At 45.8% G+C, this 13475-nt stretch carries 17 protein-coding genes; 13 read left to right on the top strand and 4 right to left on the bottom strand.

From position 1 onward, the window contains the following. Window positions 1–2: 2 nt before the first annotated feature. Window positions 3–443, bottom strand: coding sequence for a nuclear transport factor 2 family protein (locus tag K2225_RS04380; protein ID WP_220583643.1), 441 nt, complete (start codon window positions 441–443; stop codon window positions 3–5). A 228-nt stretch (window positions 444–671) separates the two neighbouring features. Here K2225_RS04380 and K2225_RS04375 point away from each other — a divergent pair, with 228 nt between their 5' ends. From K2225_RS04375 to K2225_RS04360, 4 genes are all read left to right on the top strand, one after another. Then, window positions 672–2012 carry a S8 family peptidase gene (locus K2225_RS04375; RefSeq protein WP_220583642.1) on the top strand — a complete coding sequence of 447 codons (1341 nt, stop codon included), beginning with the start codon at window positions 672–674 and terminating at the stop codon, window positions 2010–2012. Window positions 2013–2176: 164 nt separating this feature from the next. Continuing rightward, complete coding sequence (locus K2225_RS04370) at window positions 2177–3052, top strand: aminoglycoside 6-adenylyltransferase (RefSeq protein ID WP_220583641.1); 876 nt, start codon at window positions 2177–2179, stop codon at window positions 3050–3052. Window positions 3053–3098: 46 nt separating this feature from the next. Next, window positions 3099–3482: a hypothetical protein gene (locus tag K2225_RS04365; RefSeq protein WP_220583640.1), complete on the top strand. Its 384-nt coding sequence runs from the start codon at window positions 3099–3101 to the stop codon at window positions 3480–3482. 27 nt (window positions 3483–3509) lie between these two features. Beyond that, complete coding sequence (locus K2225_RS04360) at window positions 3510–3689, top strand: hypothetical protein (RefSeq protein WP_220583639.1); 180 nt, start codon at window positions 3510–3512, stop codon at window positions 3687–3689. A gap of 48 nt (window positions 3690–3737) precedes the next feature. Here the strand turns inward: K2225_RS04360 and K2225_RS04355 are convergent, their stop codons facing one another. Continuing rightward, window positions 3738–4037 (bottom strand): DMT family transporter, encoded by a 300-nt coding sequence (locus K2225_RS04355; protein WP_220583638.1) that lies wholly within the window; start codon window positions 4035–4037, stop codon window positions 3738–3740. Window positions 4038–4039: 2 nt separating this feature from the next. Continuing rightward, window positions 4040–4372 carry a DMT family transporter gene (locus K2225_RS04350; RefSeq protein ID WP_220583637.1) on the bottom strand — a complete coding sequence of 111 codons (333 nt, stop codon included), beginning with the start codon at window positions 4370–4372 and terminating at the stop codon, window positions 4040–4042. Between the two features lie 137 nt (window positions 4373–4509). Here K2225_RS04350 and K2225_RS04345 point away from each other — a divergent pair, with 137 nt between their 5' ends. Next, window positions 4510–5346, top strand: coding sequence for a LysR family transcriptional regulator (locus tag K2225_RS04345; RefSeq protein WP_220583636.1), 837 nt, complete (start codon window positions 4510–4512; stop codon window positions 5344–5346). A 47-nt stretch (window positions 5347–5393) separates the two neighbouring features. Here the strand turns inward: K2225_RS04345 and K2225_RS04340 are convergent, their stop codons facing one another. Next, complete coding sequence (locus K2225_RS04340) at window positions 5394–6062, bottom strand: HAD family hydrolase (protein ID WP_220583635.1); 669 nt, start codon at window positions 6060–6062, stop codon at window positions 5394–5396. A 145-nt stretch (window positions 6063–6207) separates the two neighbouring features. Here K2225_RS04340 and K2225_RS04335 point away from each other — a divergent pair, with 145 nt between their 5' ends. The 8 genes from K2225_RS04335 to K2225_RS04300 all read left to right on the top strand — a co-directional run bounded on the left by K2225_RS04335 (window position 6208) and on the right by K2225_RS04300 (window position 13260). Beyond that, window positions 6208–7185: a LacI family DNA-binding transcriptional regulator gene (locus K2225_RS04335; RefSeq protein ID WP_220583634.1), complete on the top strand. Its 978-nt coding sequence runs from the start codon at window positions 6208–6210 to the stop codon at window positions 7183–7185. 5 nt (window positions 7186–7190) lie between these two features. After that, the gene (gene rbsK, locus K2225_RS04330; protein WP_220583633.1) at window positions 7191–8081 is read left to right on the top strand and encodes a ribokinase; all 891 of its coding nucleotides are present in this window, start codon (window positions 7191–7193) and stop codon (window positions 8079–8081) included. Then, entirely contained in the window at window positions 8078–8464 is a 387-nt protein-coding gene (gene rbsD, locus K2225_RS04325) for a D-ribose pyranase (RefSeq protein WP_220583632.1), read from the top strand. Before rbsK ends, rbsD begins: the two co-directional genes overlap by 4 nt. Before the next feature lie 14 nt (window positions 8465–8478). Continuing rightward, window positions 8479–9969, top strand: a complete 1491-nt coding sequence (locus K2225_RS04320; protein ID WP_220583631.1) for a sugar ABC transporter ATP-binding protein — start codon at window positions 8479–8481, stop codon at window positions 9967–9969. Beyond that, a complete protein-coding gene (gene rbsC / locus K2225_RS04315) occupies window positions 9962–10918 on the top strand; it encodes an ABC transporter permease subunit (RefSeq protein ID WP_220583630.1) in 957 nt (318 codons plus the stop codon). Before K2225_RS04320 ends, rbsC begins: the two co-directional genes overlap by 8 nt. 10 nt (window positions 10919–10928) lie before the next feature. Next, window positions 10929–11867, top strand: a complete 939-nt coding sequence (gene rbsB / locus K2225_RS04310) for a ribose ABC transporter substrate-binding protein RbsB (protein WP_220583629.1) — start codon at window positions 10929–10931, stop codon at window positions 11865–11867. Between the two features lie 147 nt (window positions 11868–12014). Continuing rightward, window positions 12015–12833: an MBL fold metallo-hydrolase gene (locus K2225_RS04305; RefSeq protein ID WP_220583628.1), complete on the top strand. Its 819-nt coding sequence runs from the start codon at window positions 12015–12017 to the stop codon at window positions 12831–12833. Between the two features lie 40 nt (window positions 12834–12873). Next, on the top strand, window positions 12874–13260 hold the full coding sequence (locus K2225_RS04300) for a VOC family protein (RefSeq protein WP_220583627.1): 387 nt from the start codon (window positions 12874–12876) through the stop codon (window positions 13258–13260). The last annotated feature ends 215 nt before the right edge of the window (window positions 13261–13475 follow it).

The following is a 13475-nucleotide window of genomic DNA, read 5'->3' as shown; positions in this document are numbered from 1 at the left end:
CATCACTTAAAGTACACAAACGTACTTGGCTTGAAAAAGGACTTTTGACTGGAAGGTGATGACACAATCAAAGACCACGCCTTTCTTTTATACTCATCTTTATGTAAGTGTGTAATGGTTCCTTGATGAAAATATAATTGCCAGCGCTCATCGATTTTCTTCCAAATGGAACTGCGGAGAGTGTTCCGGTTTCTCGTTGTGTCTTCGACATAATAAGTGGCAAGGGCCATATCCTCTGACAGGGTCTGGACCTCGTAATGATGAAGCGTCATATGAGACAGGACCACCCCTTGTTCTAAACAGAACTCCTTGTCATACGGAATACCAGAGCTGCCGATCTCCCAGAAATCATCCGCCAATATCTCATGCAAGTGTTCAGATGATCTTCGTACACTTAGTTGGAGGTGCTTCTCTTCTAATTTTTGTAAGTTCGATTTATCCATAAATTCACCACATCCTTTTTGTGTTTTATAGTTACTATACTCTTCTTCATAGACTTATGGAATGATAGTACAGAGATTAAGATTCCTAGGTCCTTTATTTTTTGTTGGGAAAGAGAGGGGGTAAAGTACTCTTTTACATAGGTTAAATAGACTGAACATTCCCAATACAAAAGTCGGATCATCACCGATATACTTGAATAGAGACGAATCATTAGAGGAGGCAACGTAGTGCGATACATTTTAAGTGTAGTTGTTGTACTGCTGGCTATGGTAACATCCGGGTCAGTTTCAGCCCAGGAAAACGTAGTAAAAGTGGATGAACTGCTAAGGAATACGTTAAGTAAGGTCAAGGATACTGTCTTATTAGAGGCCGTTGTCACCTATGAAGAGGAGCCCGGAACGGAAGAATTGGAATTGTTGAAAAGTCTGGGATTGACAACAAAGAAATATAGTGAACTGCCTATAGTAGGTGTGAAAGGAACGGCACTTCAATTGGAGAACCTTTTGAGCAGCCCGACAGAAGCTCTTTCAATCTACGAAAATAAAGGTCTGGAATACAAAATGAAGGATAGTCGCAAATTGATAGGGGCTGAAGCTGTGTGGAAGGATCTTGGGTACACGGGGAAAGGGACGACCGTAGCCGTGATTGACAGCGGCATTGATGCAACTCACCCGGACCTCCCTTACGGATCTAAAGTTATACAAAACGTAAAAATGCTGGTCGGTGGAGGGAGCTTTGGTGAGGAAGGTTTATATTTGGAAAATGTTTTGAATACGGATACTTCCTCGGGACATGGAACCCATGTAGCCGGTACCATTGCCGGGCTTGGGGAAGCCAGCGATGGATTGTACACGGGTGTGGCTCCAGACGCTAAACTCGTCGGGATAGGCACCGGAGAAGGTATCAATATTCTTTGGGCCTTGGAAGGATTAAACTACGCCATTAAACATCAGGAAGAATATGGGATTGATATTATCAGCAATAGCTGGGGAACGACAGGGGAATACGCGGCTGATGATCCAATAAATGTAGCAACGAAGGTGGCTCACGACAAAGGGATGATCGTGACGTTTGCGGCAGGAAATGAAGGGCCTGAGGAAAATACATTAAATCCTTACTCCGCAGCTCCGTGGGTCATTTCAGTAGCTGCAGGAACAAAGGACCGTCAATTGGCTGATTTCTCTTCGAGAGGAGTATCAGGTGACCAGCTTCTACATCCGGATATTACAGCGCCAGGGGTGGACATTATAGCAACAAAGTCTTCCACAGGGTTAGTTTTGAATACCCTTGGTTTTACGACAGATATTCAGTATATTGAGCCTGAGAACCTCTTGTACTACACGACTTCCAGTGGGACGAGTATGGCAACTCCTCATGTGTCAGGGGTACTTGCATTGATGAGAGAAGCAGCGCCAAACCTTTCTCCTGCAGAAGCGCTGGGTGTTCTTCAGGGTACGGCCGACCTTATGTCTGGTTATGACTATCATGAAGTAGGTGCCGGTTACATGAATGCATATGAAGCTGTAAAAGCAGTCGCCCAGCCGGCTACTGTTGCGATGAATCCTTAATGATTAATGTTAAGCAGGCCCCCATGGGCTTGCTTATTTTTTTGTTTAACTGATGAATGGTCTTGAGTTGAAGGACATATGAAATCTCTTAATCTATTGTGATAAAATGGTAATAATTGTTTGGAAGGGTAGAGGGAAAAAGAATAAAGGGGAGGGAGCAAAGGATGCGGTCAGAAAAGGAAATGATGGATTTACTTTTGACTGTTGCTGAGAAAGATGAACGAATTCGTGTGGTTTACATGAACGGTTCAAGAACAAATCCCATACTGGAAAAAGATCTTTTTCAGGATTACGACATTGTCTACGTTGTAACGGAAACGGCTTCTTTTTTGGAAGATGAGGGGTGGGTGGATGTCTTCGGTGAGCGGTTGATGATGCAGGAACCGGATAAAAATGATCAGGGTGCAGATGGGGACTTTGTGGACTTTTATGGTTATTTGATGCTTTTTACGGATGGCAACCGGATCGATTTACATATCGAAACCCTTCCGCATATGCAGGAGCACTACGGGGAGGACAAGCTTACGGTGCCTTTGTTGGATAAGGAGGATTGTCTCCCTGAAATTCCTGATGCGACAGATGAAGATTATCATGTGCAGAAGCCGACGGAACAGGAGTATCTCGCTCGCTGCAATAACTTCTGGTGGTGTCAGCAGAACGTAGGGAAAAGCCTGTGGCGCGAGGAAATACCTTATGCGCAGTTCATGCTGGAGTGTATCATCCGCAGGGACTTGGATCAGATGGTTTCCTGGTATATTGGGATCCAGACAGATTTTCAGGTGTCGACAGGGAAGGCCGGGAATTATTTTAAGAAGCTCCTGCCTGAAAAATATTGGACGATGTATGAAGCGACTTATGCGGATGGAGACCCGGAACACATCTGGGATGCACTGTTTGCCGCCGGTCATTTATTCCGCACGCTGGCGCATCGTGTAGCGGATGAGTTCTCTTACACGTATCGAGGGGACGAGGACGAAAACATGACGCGTTATTTAAAACAGGTGAGAAAATTACCTTCCTCGGCTGAACGTATCTTCTAAGGGTTGTAGGTAGGAAACAATAGAATAAATGAAGGAGAGATGTGCTATGAAAAAGACGGGGGTTATCACATGGCTGAGCTTTGCTTTCCTTTTAACAGGCTGTCTTGGACAGAAAACCCTGCACTTTCAAGAAGAAACCGAAAATTGGAAGGTAGAATACATAGCGGATGTCCAATCGGAAGATCGTGAATCGACTGGTGTACACATCACGTATATAGGAGAAGGTGAAGCTCCTGAACATATCGATTACACCCTGGATCGTCCTACAGGCGGTGGAGGAGGAGATTACGTTTTGTTGAACGATGGGATGGTTCAAAAAATGGGGAACTACTGCTCTGGATGTGCGGTGACCAGAAAAGATCACGAGATCCAGGTTACGATTGAATGGGGAGAAAAGGAAGAGACACTGGATTTGGAGTACATAGAATAACGATAGAAATAAAAGGGGAGTTTGGAAGTGGAGAATGCAGGAAGTTTCGTTATAGGGGATATGATCGCACAACTTTTGTTTTTTGCTATTTTTATCGGCGTGATCATAGGGGTTGTTGCGATCTTCTTTTCGATAAAAAGAAGGAAGAGTCAGCTGGACAGAGTGGAAGAAAAAGTGGATCGCATTATTGAACGAAAAAAAGAATGACTTCCATCAAAGTGGAGAGAGTGCCTTTGCAGGAACCCTTCTCTCCTTTTATTTAATAATCATCACGCCAAGCATAATGAGAATGATAAAGAGGAACTTTCTTCGGCTTGCTTTTTCATTGAAAAGTAGAATTCCAAAGATCGTGGTGGCCATGATGGAGACCCCGCTCCAAATGGCATAAGCAATGCCGACTTCGATTGTCTGGACACTCAGCGTGAGAAAATACAGGCATGCTCCAATGAAAACGAAGGCTGTTATGCTGGGGATAAGCCGCTTGAAACCGGAGGATAATTTCACAGAAATGTTGCCGATTGTCGCAAATACTAGAGAAAGTATCAAATAACCCATGGTTATACACTCCTTTCTTTACCTGGTACTGTCAATCCCACCATTCCTGCCAGGATCAACGTCAGTCCGAGAAGTTTGGACATCGTCACCGATTCCCCCAGCAAACCAACTCCTAATAATGTGACAAGCAGCGTCCCACCGCCCGACCATAAGGCGTTGATCATCCCGATTTCATGATTTTTAGTAATAAATATATAGAAGGAAACGGCAAGAGCATAGCAGAAAATGACGACAAGGCTGGCCGTGACATTCGTAAAGCCTTCCGAATATTTCATCGCCGTCGCCCCAGCAGCTTCAAACAAAATGGAGATTCCTAATAAAAGATAGGTTTTCATCCTTCCGTCCTCCTTTTTTTTTCTTCTATTCTCAGGATAAAAGAAACCGGAGGAAGTAGTAACAATCGAATTGTCATACCATCATAACCTGAGGTTATAATAGAGATATTCTACAAATACAGAAAAGGGGTAAGAGCATGCTGCAGAAATTAAACGCCTTTATCGAAGTCGCCAAACAACGGAGTTTTACGAAAGCAGCAGAAAGTTTGTATATTTCTCAACCGGCACTGAGTAAACAGATGAGAAAATTGGAAGAAGAGCTTGGTTTTTCCCTTTTCAACAGAGCTTCCTATGGTGTAGAGCTGACGGAAAAAGGCAAAGGGATGGTGGAGGAGCTGACGCCGTTATTCGGGCATATTCATCAAACCGTGAAACAATACCAGTCCCATGAAGATCACATCCGTTTTGGTTCTACACCTGTGCTTACTTCCTATTATCTGCCCAAGTATTACGATAAGCTGGTAAGAGGGAACCTTCATGTGACAGTCATTAAAGATGATAGTAAAGATCTTCTTCCATTACTTGAGAAAGGCGAGATTGATGCAGCTATTATCCAGGATACACCTTCGTATAAGACGCTGCGGTCCTCCTATTTGTTCACCGATCACTTTATAGCTGCCATCCCCGTAACCTCTCCATTATCAGAAAAACAGGCCGTCACGCTAGAGGAATGTTTAGAGGAAACTCAAATCATCCCGACAGAGGGGCCTTTATCTGAAAAAGTGCGGACGGTCATGCGTGAGTATGAATTCACAGGTGAAGTGATAGAATCCCAATATCACGCTATGGCGGGGTTGGTATCACTTGGAATGGGGATTGCTTACCTTCCGGAGATGATGGTTCAACAAGTGGAATATCGGGGCGTCGTGTTTTTACCGATTCAAGACAATCCTTTTAAAAGAGACATGTATCTTTACGCACGAACAGAGGAGAACCTTGATTACTTGAGCGGTCTATTTACAGATATCCAATAAAAAAGCAGCTGCCTGTGACAAGGGTAGCTGCTTTCTTTATGCATCCGTCAAACGTGCAACTTTTCAATGACTCGTATCACTTCGTTCAGTGAAGGAAAGTCGTCAATGACATGATCGGCTTCAGCAAGTTCAGCTTCTTGAGCAAAGTCAAACCGACAGCCTATGGAAGTTAAACCATTTTTCTCAGCGGCCTGTATATCTGAGAGGCGATCTCCGACAACTGCGCCTTGTTTAAAGTCGTATTTTTCCTGGATGGCCGCCACCAAATCTGCTTTGTCCAACGAGTCGATCTGCTCGATACTGAACGTTTCTGTCACCCAGCGATCCAGACGATAGTATTCGACGATGGCCTGCAAATAATGTATTAAACCGTTGCTGGCTATGTAAAGGGAGTATCCTTCTTCATGCAACGCTTCAAGGGTTTCTTCAACATGAGGGTAGAGCGCGCCTTTCCCTTTTTGAATGTTAAGGATGAGTTTTTCTAGAAAGTAGACGTTTGCCTGGTGTCTGATCTCCTCCGAGTGATGGGGGAGCAGGGTTTTCCACACCGTAGGGAGAGGAACACCCATGATTTCCTTATACTTTTGAAGAGGTGTTTCTCCTTCCCATTCACCGGAATCTCTCAAGTGATCAAACGTTTCTACAAGTGATACTTCAAGGATTTTTTCTGTCTGGAACAAGGTTCCATCCATATCAAAAATGATGGCACGTAGCATATGTAAGAGCTCCTTTTCATAGGTTGTGAGTTTCATCATATCAGTTTTATGATCAAACATGTCCCATCTCTATAAAAAAGTTCTTGCAAACGATTACAAAGATGTGGTACTTTATCTGTAACCGGTTACACACAGAGGTGAACGTATGGTAACAATCAAAGATGTTGCACGTGAAGCAGGCGTTTCAGTGGCTACCGTTTCACGTGTGTTAAACGATAATGGCTATGTTGGAGCAGATACGAGAAAGAAAGTGATGGAAGCCATTTCTGAATTGAACTACAGTCCGAACGAAGTGGCACGTTCTCTTTATAAAAGGGAGTCCCGTCTGATCGGTCTGCTTTTACCTGATATTACGAACCCGTTCTTTCCACAGCTGGCAAGAGGTGTGGAAGATGAACTGAGCCAGGCTGGATATCGGCTTCTGCTCGGGAATAGTGATGAAAATATTCAAAAAGAATTAGAATATATACAAACGTTCATCCAGAATAATGTGGTCGGAATTATTACAGCAACCAATCATGTTGATTATAAAATTTATGAGGCTCTGGATCTGCCACTCGTCCTCCTGGACCGGGCGTCGGAAAACTATCCAGCGGTTTACGCGGATGGAAGAGAGGGTGGGCGCTTAGCAGCGAAGACCCTTGTTGAAAAAGGGGCAGAGAGGATTACGCTCGTGAAAGGACCGGCCAATATCAAGCCCGCCCAGGACCGCTTCCAAGGAGCGATCGAAGAGCTGAGTCGGGCAGATGTTGATTTTTCTGTACTGTCCACGACCTCCTATTCTTTCGAAGAGGCACAGGGATGGGCAGAAGAACTGTTTGATAAGTTCTCAGATACAGATGGAGTTATTGCGAGTAACGACATTGTCGGGATCGCGATCGTACATGAGGCTATGGAACGTGGAAAGCGTATTCCTGAGGATGTACAAATCATCGGCTATGACGATATTCCACAGAGCCGTTTGTCCTATCCGACTCTTTCCACAATCCGCCAGCCCGCCTATGAAATGGGAAGGGAAGCGGCAAAGCTGTTGATACGGACGATAAAGAAAGAACCAGGTGTTGAACAAACCATTCAAATGCCTGTGGAATTAGTAGAACGAAAGACGACACGAAAGGAATGAAACGTATGAGAAAACCTAAAATAGCTGTGATCGGCAGCTCTTCCATGGATTTAGTTGTGACATCCAGCCGGCGTCCGGGCGCGGGCGAAACGGTTCTTGGTGAATCTTTTGAAACAGTACCTGGAGGCAAAGGGGCGAACCAGGCTGTTGCCGCCGCCCGTCTCGGAGCAGAAGTGTATATGATCGGCCGAGTAGGAGAGGACGCCTACGGGGAAGCGATCTTAAATAATTTCAAATCGAATGGCGTTCAGACGGATTATGTGGAACCGGTTACACATGAAAGGAGTGGAACGGCTCACATCATTTTAGCGGAAGGAGACAACAGCATCGTTGTCGTCAAAGGAGCCAACGATCACGTCACTCCTGCCTATGTGAAGGAAAAGAGAGACTTCATTGAAACGTGTGACCTTGTGATGATCCAGCAGGAAGTCCCTGAAGAAACCGTGATTGAAACAGCCGAGCTGTGCCAGGAGCTTGGCGTGCCCTTGCTATTGAACCCGGCACCAGCCAGGGAAATCCCTGATACGGTGGTGGAACAAGTGAGTTACCTTACGCCGAATGAACATGAAGCTGCCCTCCTTTTTCATGGAGAAGAACCAGCTACCGCATTAAAGAAACATCCAAATAAGCTGTTCATTACGGAAGGAGCAGCGGGCGTCCGCTATTTTGATGGGAAAGAAGAGGTGCTCGTTCCGTCATTTCCTGTGAAACCCATAGACACCACGGGTGCAGGGGATACATTCAATGCCGCCTTCGGAACAGCAATAGCCGAAGGGATGGACTTGAAAGAAAGTCTGCGCTTCGCGAATCGAGCGGCTTCCCTGTCCGTTACAGGGTTTGGAGCCCAAGGCGGCATGCCTGGGCGGGAAGAAGTAGAAAGGGGACTTACGGAATGAAAAGACATGGCATTTTGAACAGTCATCTATCCAAAGTTTTTGCAGATCTCGGGCACACTGATACGATCGTTGTTGCGGATGCGGGGCTTCCCGTGCCGGACGGAGTGAAAAAGATCGACCTCTCTTTAAAACAGGGGGTCCCTTCTTTTCTTGACGTCGTGGAGGTATTGAAAGAAGAAATGGTTGTCGAACGAGTCACCGTTGCAGAGGAAATGGAGCAGAACCCCTCTGTTCATGAAGGGATGAACGAGTGGTTTGGCGAAATGGATTCTCTCACTCATGAAGCACTCAAAGATCAGTTGAAACAGGCCAAAGCGGTGGTGCGGACAGGGGAGATCACCCCCTATGCAAATTGTATCCTTCACGCTGGAGTAACTTTTTAAAGAGGTGAGCAATCATGGAAATCCGTATGAACGAGATTCATAAAGCTTTCGGTAAGAATAAAGTCCTTGAAGGCGTTGATATTCACATAAAAGACGGAGAAGTTCATGCCCTGATGGGCGAAAACGGAGCAGGTAAATCTACGCTCATGAATATCCTGACAGGGCTTCATAAGAAGGACAAAGGTACAATCGAAATCGATGGCAAGGAAAAAACGTTTGCCAACCCAAAGGAAGCGGAAGAATTCGGCATTGCTTTCATCCACCAGGAGTTGAATGTGTGGCCGGATATGACGGTGCTGGAGAATTTATTCATCAATAAGGAACCGGTTACACTTTTCGGTCTCATTCAAACGAATAAAATGAAAGCGATTGCGAATGAGCAGTTTGAGAAGCTGTCCATTTCAATCCCACTCCATAAAGAAGCAGGGCAGTGTTCGGTCGGTGAACAGCAGATGATCGAGATTGCTAAAGCACTCATGACAGATGCCAAAGTCATCATCATGGACGAGCCGACAGCCGCTTTGACGGACAGGGAAATAGAGAAACTTTTTGAAGTCATTCGCTCCTTGAAAAAATCCGGCGTATCCATTGTTTACATCTCTCACCGGATGGAGGAGATCTTCACGATCTGTGATACGATCACGGTCATGCGTGATGGGCAGACGGTGGATACCACACCGATCCCTGAAACGAATTTTGATGATGTCGTCCGGAAGATGGTCGGTCGTGAACTGACCGATCGTTTTCCTGCGAGAGATGCAAAGCCTGGAGAAGCTGTGTTGGAAGTGAAAAATCTTACGAGGAAAGGTCTCTTCGAGAATGTAAGCTTTCGTGCCCGTTCAGGTGAAATCGTCGGTGTGGCGGGGTTAATGGGTGCAGGGCGTACGGAAATCATGCGGACCATCTTCGGTTTGGATGGCAAGTATCAAGGCGACATTTTCATCAATGGAGAAAAAGTGACGGTGAAAAGCCCGAGTCAGGCGGTCAAGCTCGGCCTCGGTTTCATTACGGAAGACCGAAAAGAAGAGGGACTCGTTCTTGATTTCCCGATTCAGGACAACATTGCGCTTCCGAGTTTGTACAGTTTCACAGACAAAGGACTCATTGGAGAAAAACGCGAACGCGAATTTGTCGATATGCTGATCAAAAGGCTGACGATCAAAACCGAATCTGCCAAAACAGAAGCAAAGAATTTATCCGGTGGAAACCAGCAAAAGGTTGTCATTGCCAAATGGATCGGGATCGGTCCGAAAGTTCTTATCTTGGATGAGCCCACTCGGGGTGTCGATGTTGGTGCGAAACGGGAGATTTATCAATTGATGAATGAACTGACAGACAGAGGAGTAGCCATCATCATGGTTTCTTCTGAGCTGCCGGAAGTTTTGGGAATGAGTGATCGTGTTCTCGTCGTCCATGAAGGAACCATTGCTGGGGAACTTTCCAAAGACGAAGCCGATCAGGAAAAAATTATGACACTGGCAACAGGAGGTAAAGTCAATGATTAATGCAATCAAAAAAACGAATCATGTCGGAAACGTGATGCAGAAGTTAGGGCCATTCGTTGGTTTACTTGTATTGATGGCGACAGTTTCTATTATTAACCCTAGTTTTCTTGAACCCTTGAACTTATTGAATCTATTAAGACAAGTCGCGATCAATGCTCTGATTGCCTATGGAATGACATTCGTCATCTTAACCGGGGGCATCGATTTATCCGTCGGGTCGATTCTTGCCTTATCCAGTGCCTTGATGGCCGGAATGATGGTCTCAGGTGTGGATCCGATTTTAGCGATATTGATTGGATGTTTGCTTGGAGCACTCATGGGAGCGGTTAACGGTCTTCTTATTACCAAAGGGAAAATGGCTCCGTTCATCGCGACACTTGCAACGATGACGATGTTCCGCGGATTGACACTTGTTTATACAGATGGGAACCCGATTACCGGGCTTGGCGACAGCTATGCTTTCCAACTGTTCGGAAGAGGATATTTCCTTGGAATTCCGGTTCCAGCGATTACGATGCTGCTTGCTTTTGCTGTCCTATGGGTGATTTTGCATAAAACCCCATTCGGCCGTAAAACGTATGCCATTGGAGGAAACGAGAAGGCTGCCCTTATCTCAGGTATCAAAGTTTCTCGGATCAAAGTGCTGGTCTATTCTCTTGCTGGTCTGCTTTCAGCACTTGCCGGGGCTATCCTTACATCACGATTGAACTCGGCGCAGCCGACAGCGGGTACATCGTACGAACTAGATGCGATCGCTGCTGTTGTTCTTGGCGGGACAAGCCTTTCCGGCGGACGTGGTTTGATTATCGGCACATTGATTGGTGCCCTGATTATCGGGACATTGAACAACGGTTTGAACCTTCTCGGCGTGTCGTCCTTTTTCCAAATGGTGGTCAAAGGTGTCGTCATCATCATCGCCGTACTCATCGATCGAAAGAAAGCAGCATAGGAGGGGTAACATGAAAAAGCTAGTCGTATTACTGATGAGTTTATCCCTGGTATTCCTTGGTGCCTGCTCGCTGCAGCCACCGGAATGGGCGAAACCTAAAGGGGATAAAAATCCGGATGATATTAAAATCGGCCTGTCTGTATCTACGTTGAATAACCCATTCTTCGTTTCTATGAAAGAAGGGGTAGAAAATGAGGCCGCGGCTCAAGGGATGGAAGTCGTAGTTGTAGATGCGCAAAATGATGCAGCTAAACAAATCAATGACGTGGAGGATTTGATCCAGCAAGGTGTCGATGTATTGCTGATCAACCCTACCGATTCTTCGGCTATTTCGACGGCCGTTCAGTCAGCCAACAGCTTAGGCATTCCGGTCGTGACGCTTGACCGTTCGGCAGAAAAAGGGGAAGTTGCGACATTGGTCAGCTCAGATAACGAAAAAGGCGGCGAAATGGCAGGGGAGTATTTGGTTGAGCAGCTTGGTGAAGGGGCCAAAGTAGCTGAACTAGAAGGTGTCCCCGGCGCATCCGCGACACGTGAACGCGGCGCTGGTTTCCATAACATTGCCGATGAACAACTGGATGTTGTAGCTAAACAAACGGCGAACTTTGACCGGACGGAAGGATTGACTACGATGGAGAACATCATCCAGGGAAATCCGGACATTGAAGCTGTTTTCGCTCACAATGATGAAATGGCGCTCGGAGCCTACCAGGCTATTCAAAGTTCAGGTCGGGATGTTCTGGTCGTAGGATTTGACGGGAACGATGATGCGATCACTAGTATTCAAAATGGAAACCTTTCGGCTACTGTTGCTCAGCAGCCAGAGGAAATTGGCAAGCTTGCCGTTCAGGCAGGGGCCGATGTGCTGCAAGGCGAGGAAGTTGAAGATACGATTCCGGTACCTTTGAAGCTCGTCACGCAGGAGTCGGATTTGGAAACAAAAGAATAAAGATGAGAAGAGAGACTCGTAATGAGTCTCTTTTTTTATACTCCGAAAGTTGTAGAAATTCTTCCATCCATGGCAGGTGCTCTCTTTCTCATTTTCCAGCTAAGCTGAAGATAGAACAAAAGCGGAACAATCCAAGGAGGAAGATTCATGGAGAAGTATATTTGTGAGACTTGCGGTGTTCAGTATTCGGAAAGAAAAGAAGTACCAGATCGTTGTGGGATATGCAGCGAAGAGAGGCAGTATGTAAACTCTGAGGGACAGACATGGGCCACACATGAACAACTGGTTCAGACAAAACATTATAAAAACCTGATCAGAGAAGAGGAAAAAGGACTGTACAGCATAACTACCACTCCAAAAGTAGGGATTGGTCAAACGGCCTACCTCATCCAAAAAGATGGACGGAATGTGCTTTGGGACTGCATCACTTACCTTGATCAAGAGACGGTGGATGTCATTCGCGATCTTGGCGGCATTGATTCGATCGCCATTTCTCATCCGCATTACTATTCAAGGATGACCGATTGGGCGGAAACGTTTGATGCTCCCGTGTACCTTCACGCGGATGACCAGGAATGGGTCATGGAAGAAAGCCAGTCCCTTCATTTCTGGAACGGGGAATCTATGAAACTCTCAGAAAATCTTTCTCTTCATCGTTTAGGTGGACACTTCAAAGGGGGAGCGGTCCTGCACATTGAAAATGGTGCAGAAGGGTTGCTGATGACTGGAGATATCATCCAGGTCGTTGCAGATAACCAATGGGTGAGCTTTATGTACAGCTATCCTAACTTGATTCCCCTCCCGGCAGCAAAAGTCGCGGAAATAGCAGAGATAGTTGATGGTCTTGCTTTCGAACGCATTTATAATGCTTTTCATAACATCGTAAAAACAAGGGCGGATGAAGTGGTCCGGGATTCTGCTGAACGCTATATTCGTGCCATTCAAGGCACATTATTCACAACATAAAAGAGTGTCCTTATTTGAGACGGAAAGGGAGTTTAATAGGATGAACGTTGATGAATTCGGTTTGATTTTGTTTGTGGAACGTTTTGAACAGTGTGTAAAATTCTATCAGAATCTTTTACAATTACCTGTAAGAAGGAGTCAGGACACGCTCGTCTGTTTCGAACTGCAGACCGGTTATCTGATGGTGGAAAAGGGTGGGGTGGCTCAACCGGGGGAGAAAACGAGGATCCATAATCCGACCGTCCTTCGTTTCGATGTGGAAAATCTCAGCAAAGAAGTCCATCACCTGAAGGAACGCGGCATCCATTTTTTAGAAGAGCGGTGTGTATTTGACTGGGGGACGATTGCGGTTTTACTTGATCCGGATAGAAACCGCATTGAATTAGGGGAAATGAATGCAACGAGTGCATCCTATCCTCGTACTTAACAAACAGGAGTATATAGGCTAGGGGATGACAAGGGTTGTGAAGTTATCATTTGGGTTGATTATAAAAGGGCCATAGCCCCGTGCAGTTGCTGTGTAGCGGTTTAGGCACCATCATAAAGAGAGGGAGGAATATTTATCAATAGAAATTCACGCCGAAGGGGAGAATTGTGAAGGGTAGCGGAGCTCTCCGAAGCATAAGAGGACAGGGTTAGGAG

The sequence above is a fragment of the Halobacillus sp. Nhm2S1 genome, assembly GCF_019599545.1.
Taxonomy (GTDB): domain Bacteria; phylum Bacillota; class Bacilli; order Bacillales; family Halobacillaceae; genus Halobacillus.
This window is presented reverse-complemented; position numbering and strand designations above follow the sequence as displayed.

What these genes read in the sequence shown, in the direction of transcription:
- K2225_RS04370 (WP_220583641.1), top strand. Translation starts at nt 2,177, where the DNA reads ATGCGGTCAGAAAAGGAAATGATGGATTTACTTTTGACTGTTGCTGAG.
- rbsD (WP_220583632.1), top strand. Translation starts at nt 8,078, where the DNA reads ATGAAAAGACATGGCATTTTGAACAGTCATCTATCCAAAGTTTTTGCA.
- rbsB (WP_220583629.1), top strand. Translation starts at nt 10,929, where the DNA reads ATGAAAAAGCTAGTCGTATTACTGATGAGTTTATCCCTGGTATTCCTT.
- rbsC (WP_220583630.1), top strand. Translation starts at nt 9,962, where the DNA reads ATGATTAATGCAATCAAAAAAACGAATCATGTCGGAAACGTGATGCAG.
- K2225_RS04340 (WP_220583635.1), bottom strand. Translation starts at nt 6,062, where the DNA reads ATGCTACGTGCCATCATTTTTGATATGGATGGAACCTTGTTCCAGACA.
- K2225_RS04345 (WP_220583636.1), top strand. Translation starts at nt 4,510, where the DNA reads ATGCTGCAGAAATTAAACGCCTTTATCGAAGTCGCCAAACAACGGAGT.
- K2225_RS04380 (WP_220583643.1), bottom strand. Translation starts at nt 443, where the DNA reads ATGGATAAATCGAACTTACAAAAATTAGAAGAGAAGCACCTCCAACTA.
- K2225_RS04355 (WP_220583638.1), bottom strand. Translation starts at nt 4,037, where the DNA reads ATGGGTTATTTGATACTTTCTCTAGTATTTGCGACAATCGGCAACATT.
- rbsK (WP_220583633.1), top strand. Translation starts at nt 7,191, where the DNA reads ATGAGAAAACCTAAAATAGCTGTGATCGGCAGCTCTTCCATGGATTTA.
- K2225_RS04365 (WP_220583640.1), top strand. Translation starts at nt 3,099, where the DNA reads ATGAAAAAGACGGGGGTTATCACATGGCTGAGCTTTGCTTTCCTTTTA.
- K2225_RS04305 (WP_220583628.1), top strand. Translation starts at nt 12,015, where the DNA reads ATGGAGAAGTATATTTGTGAGACTTGCGGTGTTCAGTATTCGGAAAGA.
- K2225_RS04335 (WP_220583634.1), top strand. Translation starts at nt 6,208, where the DNA reads ATGGTAACAATCAAAGATGTTGCACGTGAAGCAGGCGTTTCAGTGGCT.
- K2225_RS04320 (WP_220583631.1), top strand. Translation starts at nt 8,479, where the DNA reads ATGGAAATCCGTATGAACGAGATTCATAAAGCTTTCGGTAAGAATAAA.
- K2225_RS04350 (WP_220583637.1), bottom strand. Translation starts at nt 4,372, where the DNA reads ATGAAAACCTATCTTTTATTAGGAATCTCCATTTTGTTTGAAGCTGCT.
- K2225_RS04300 (WP_220583627.1), top strand. Translation starts at nt 12,874, where the DNA reads ATGAACGTTGATGAATTCGGTTTGATTTTGTTTGTGGAACGTTTTGAA.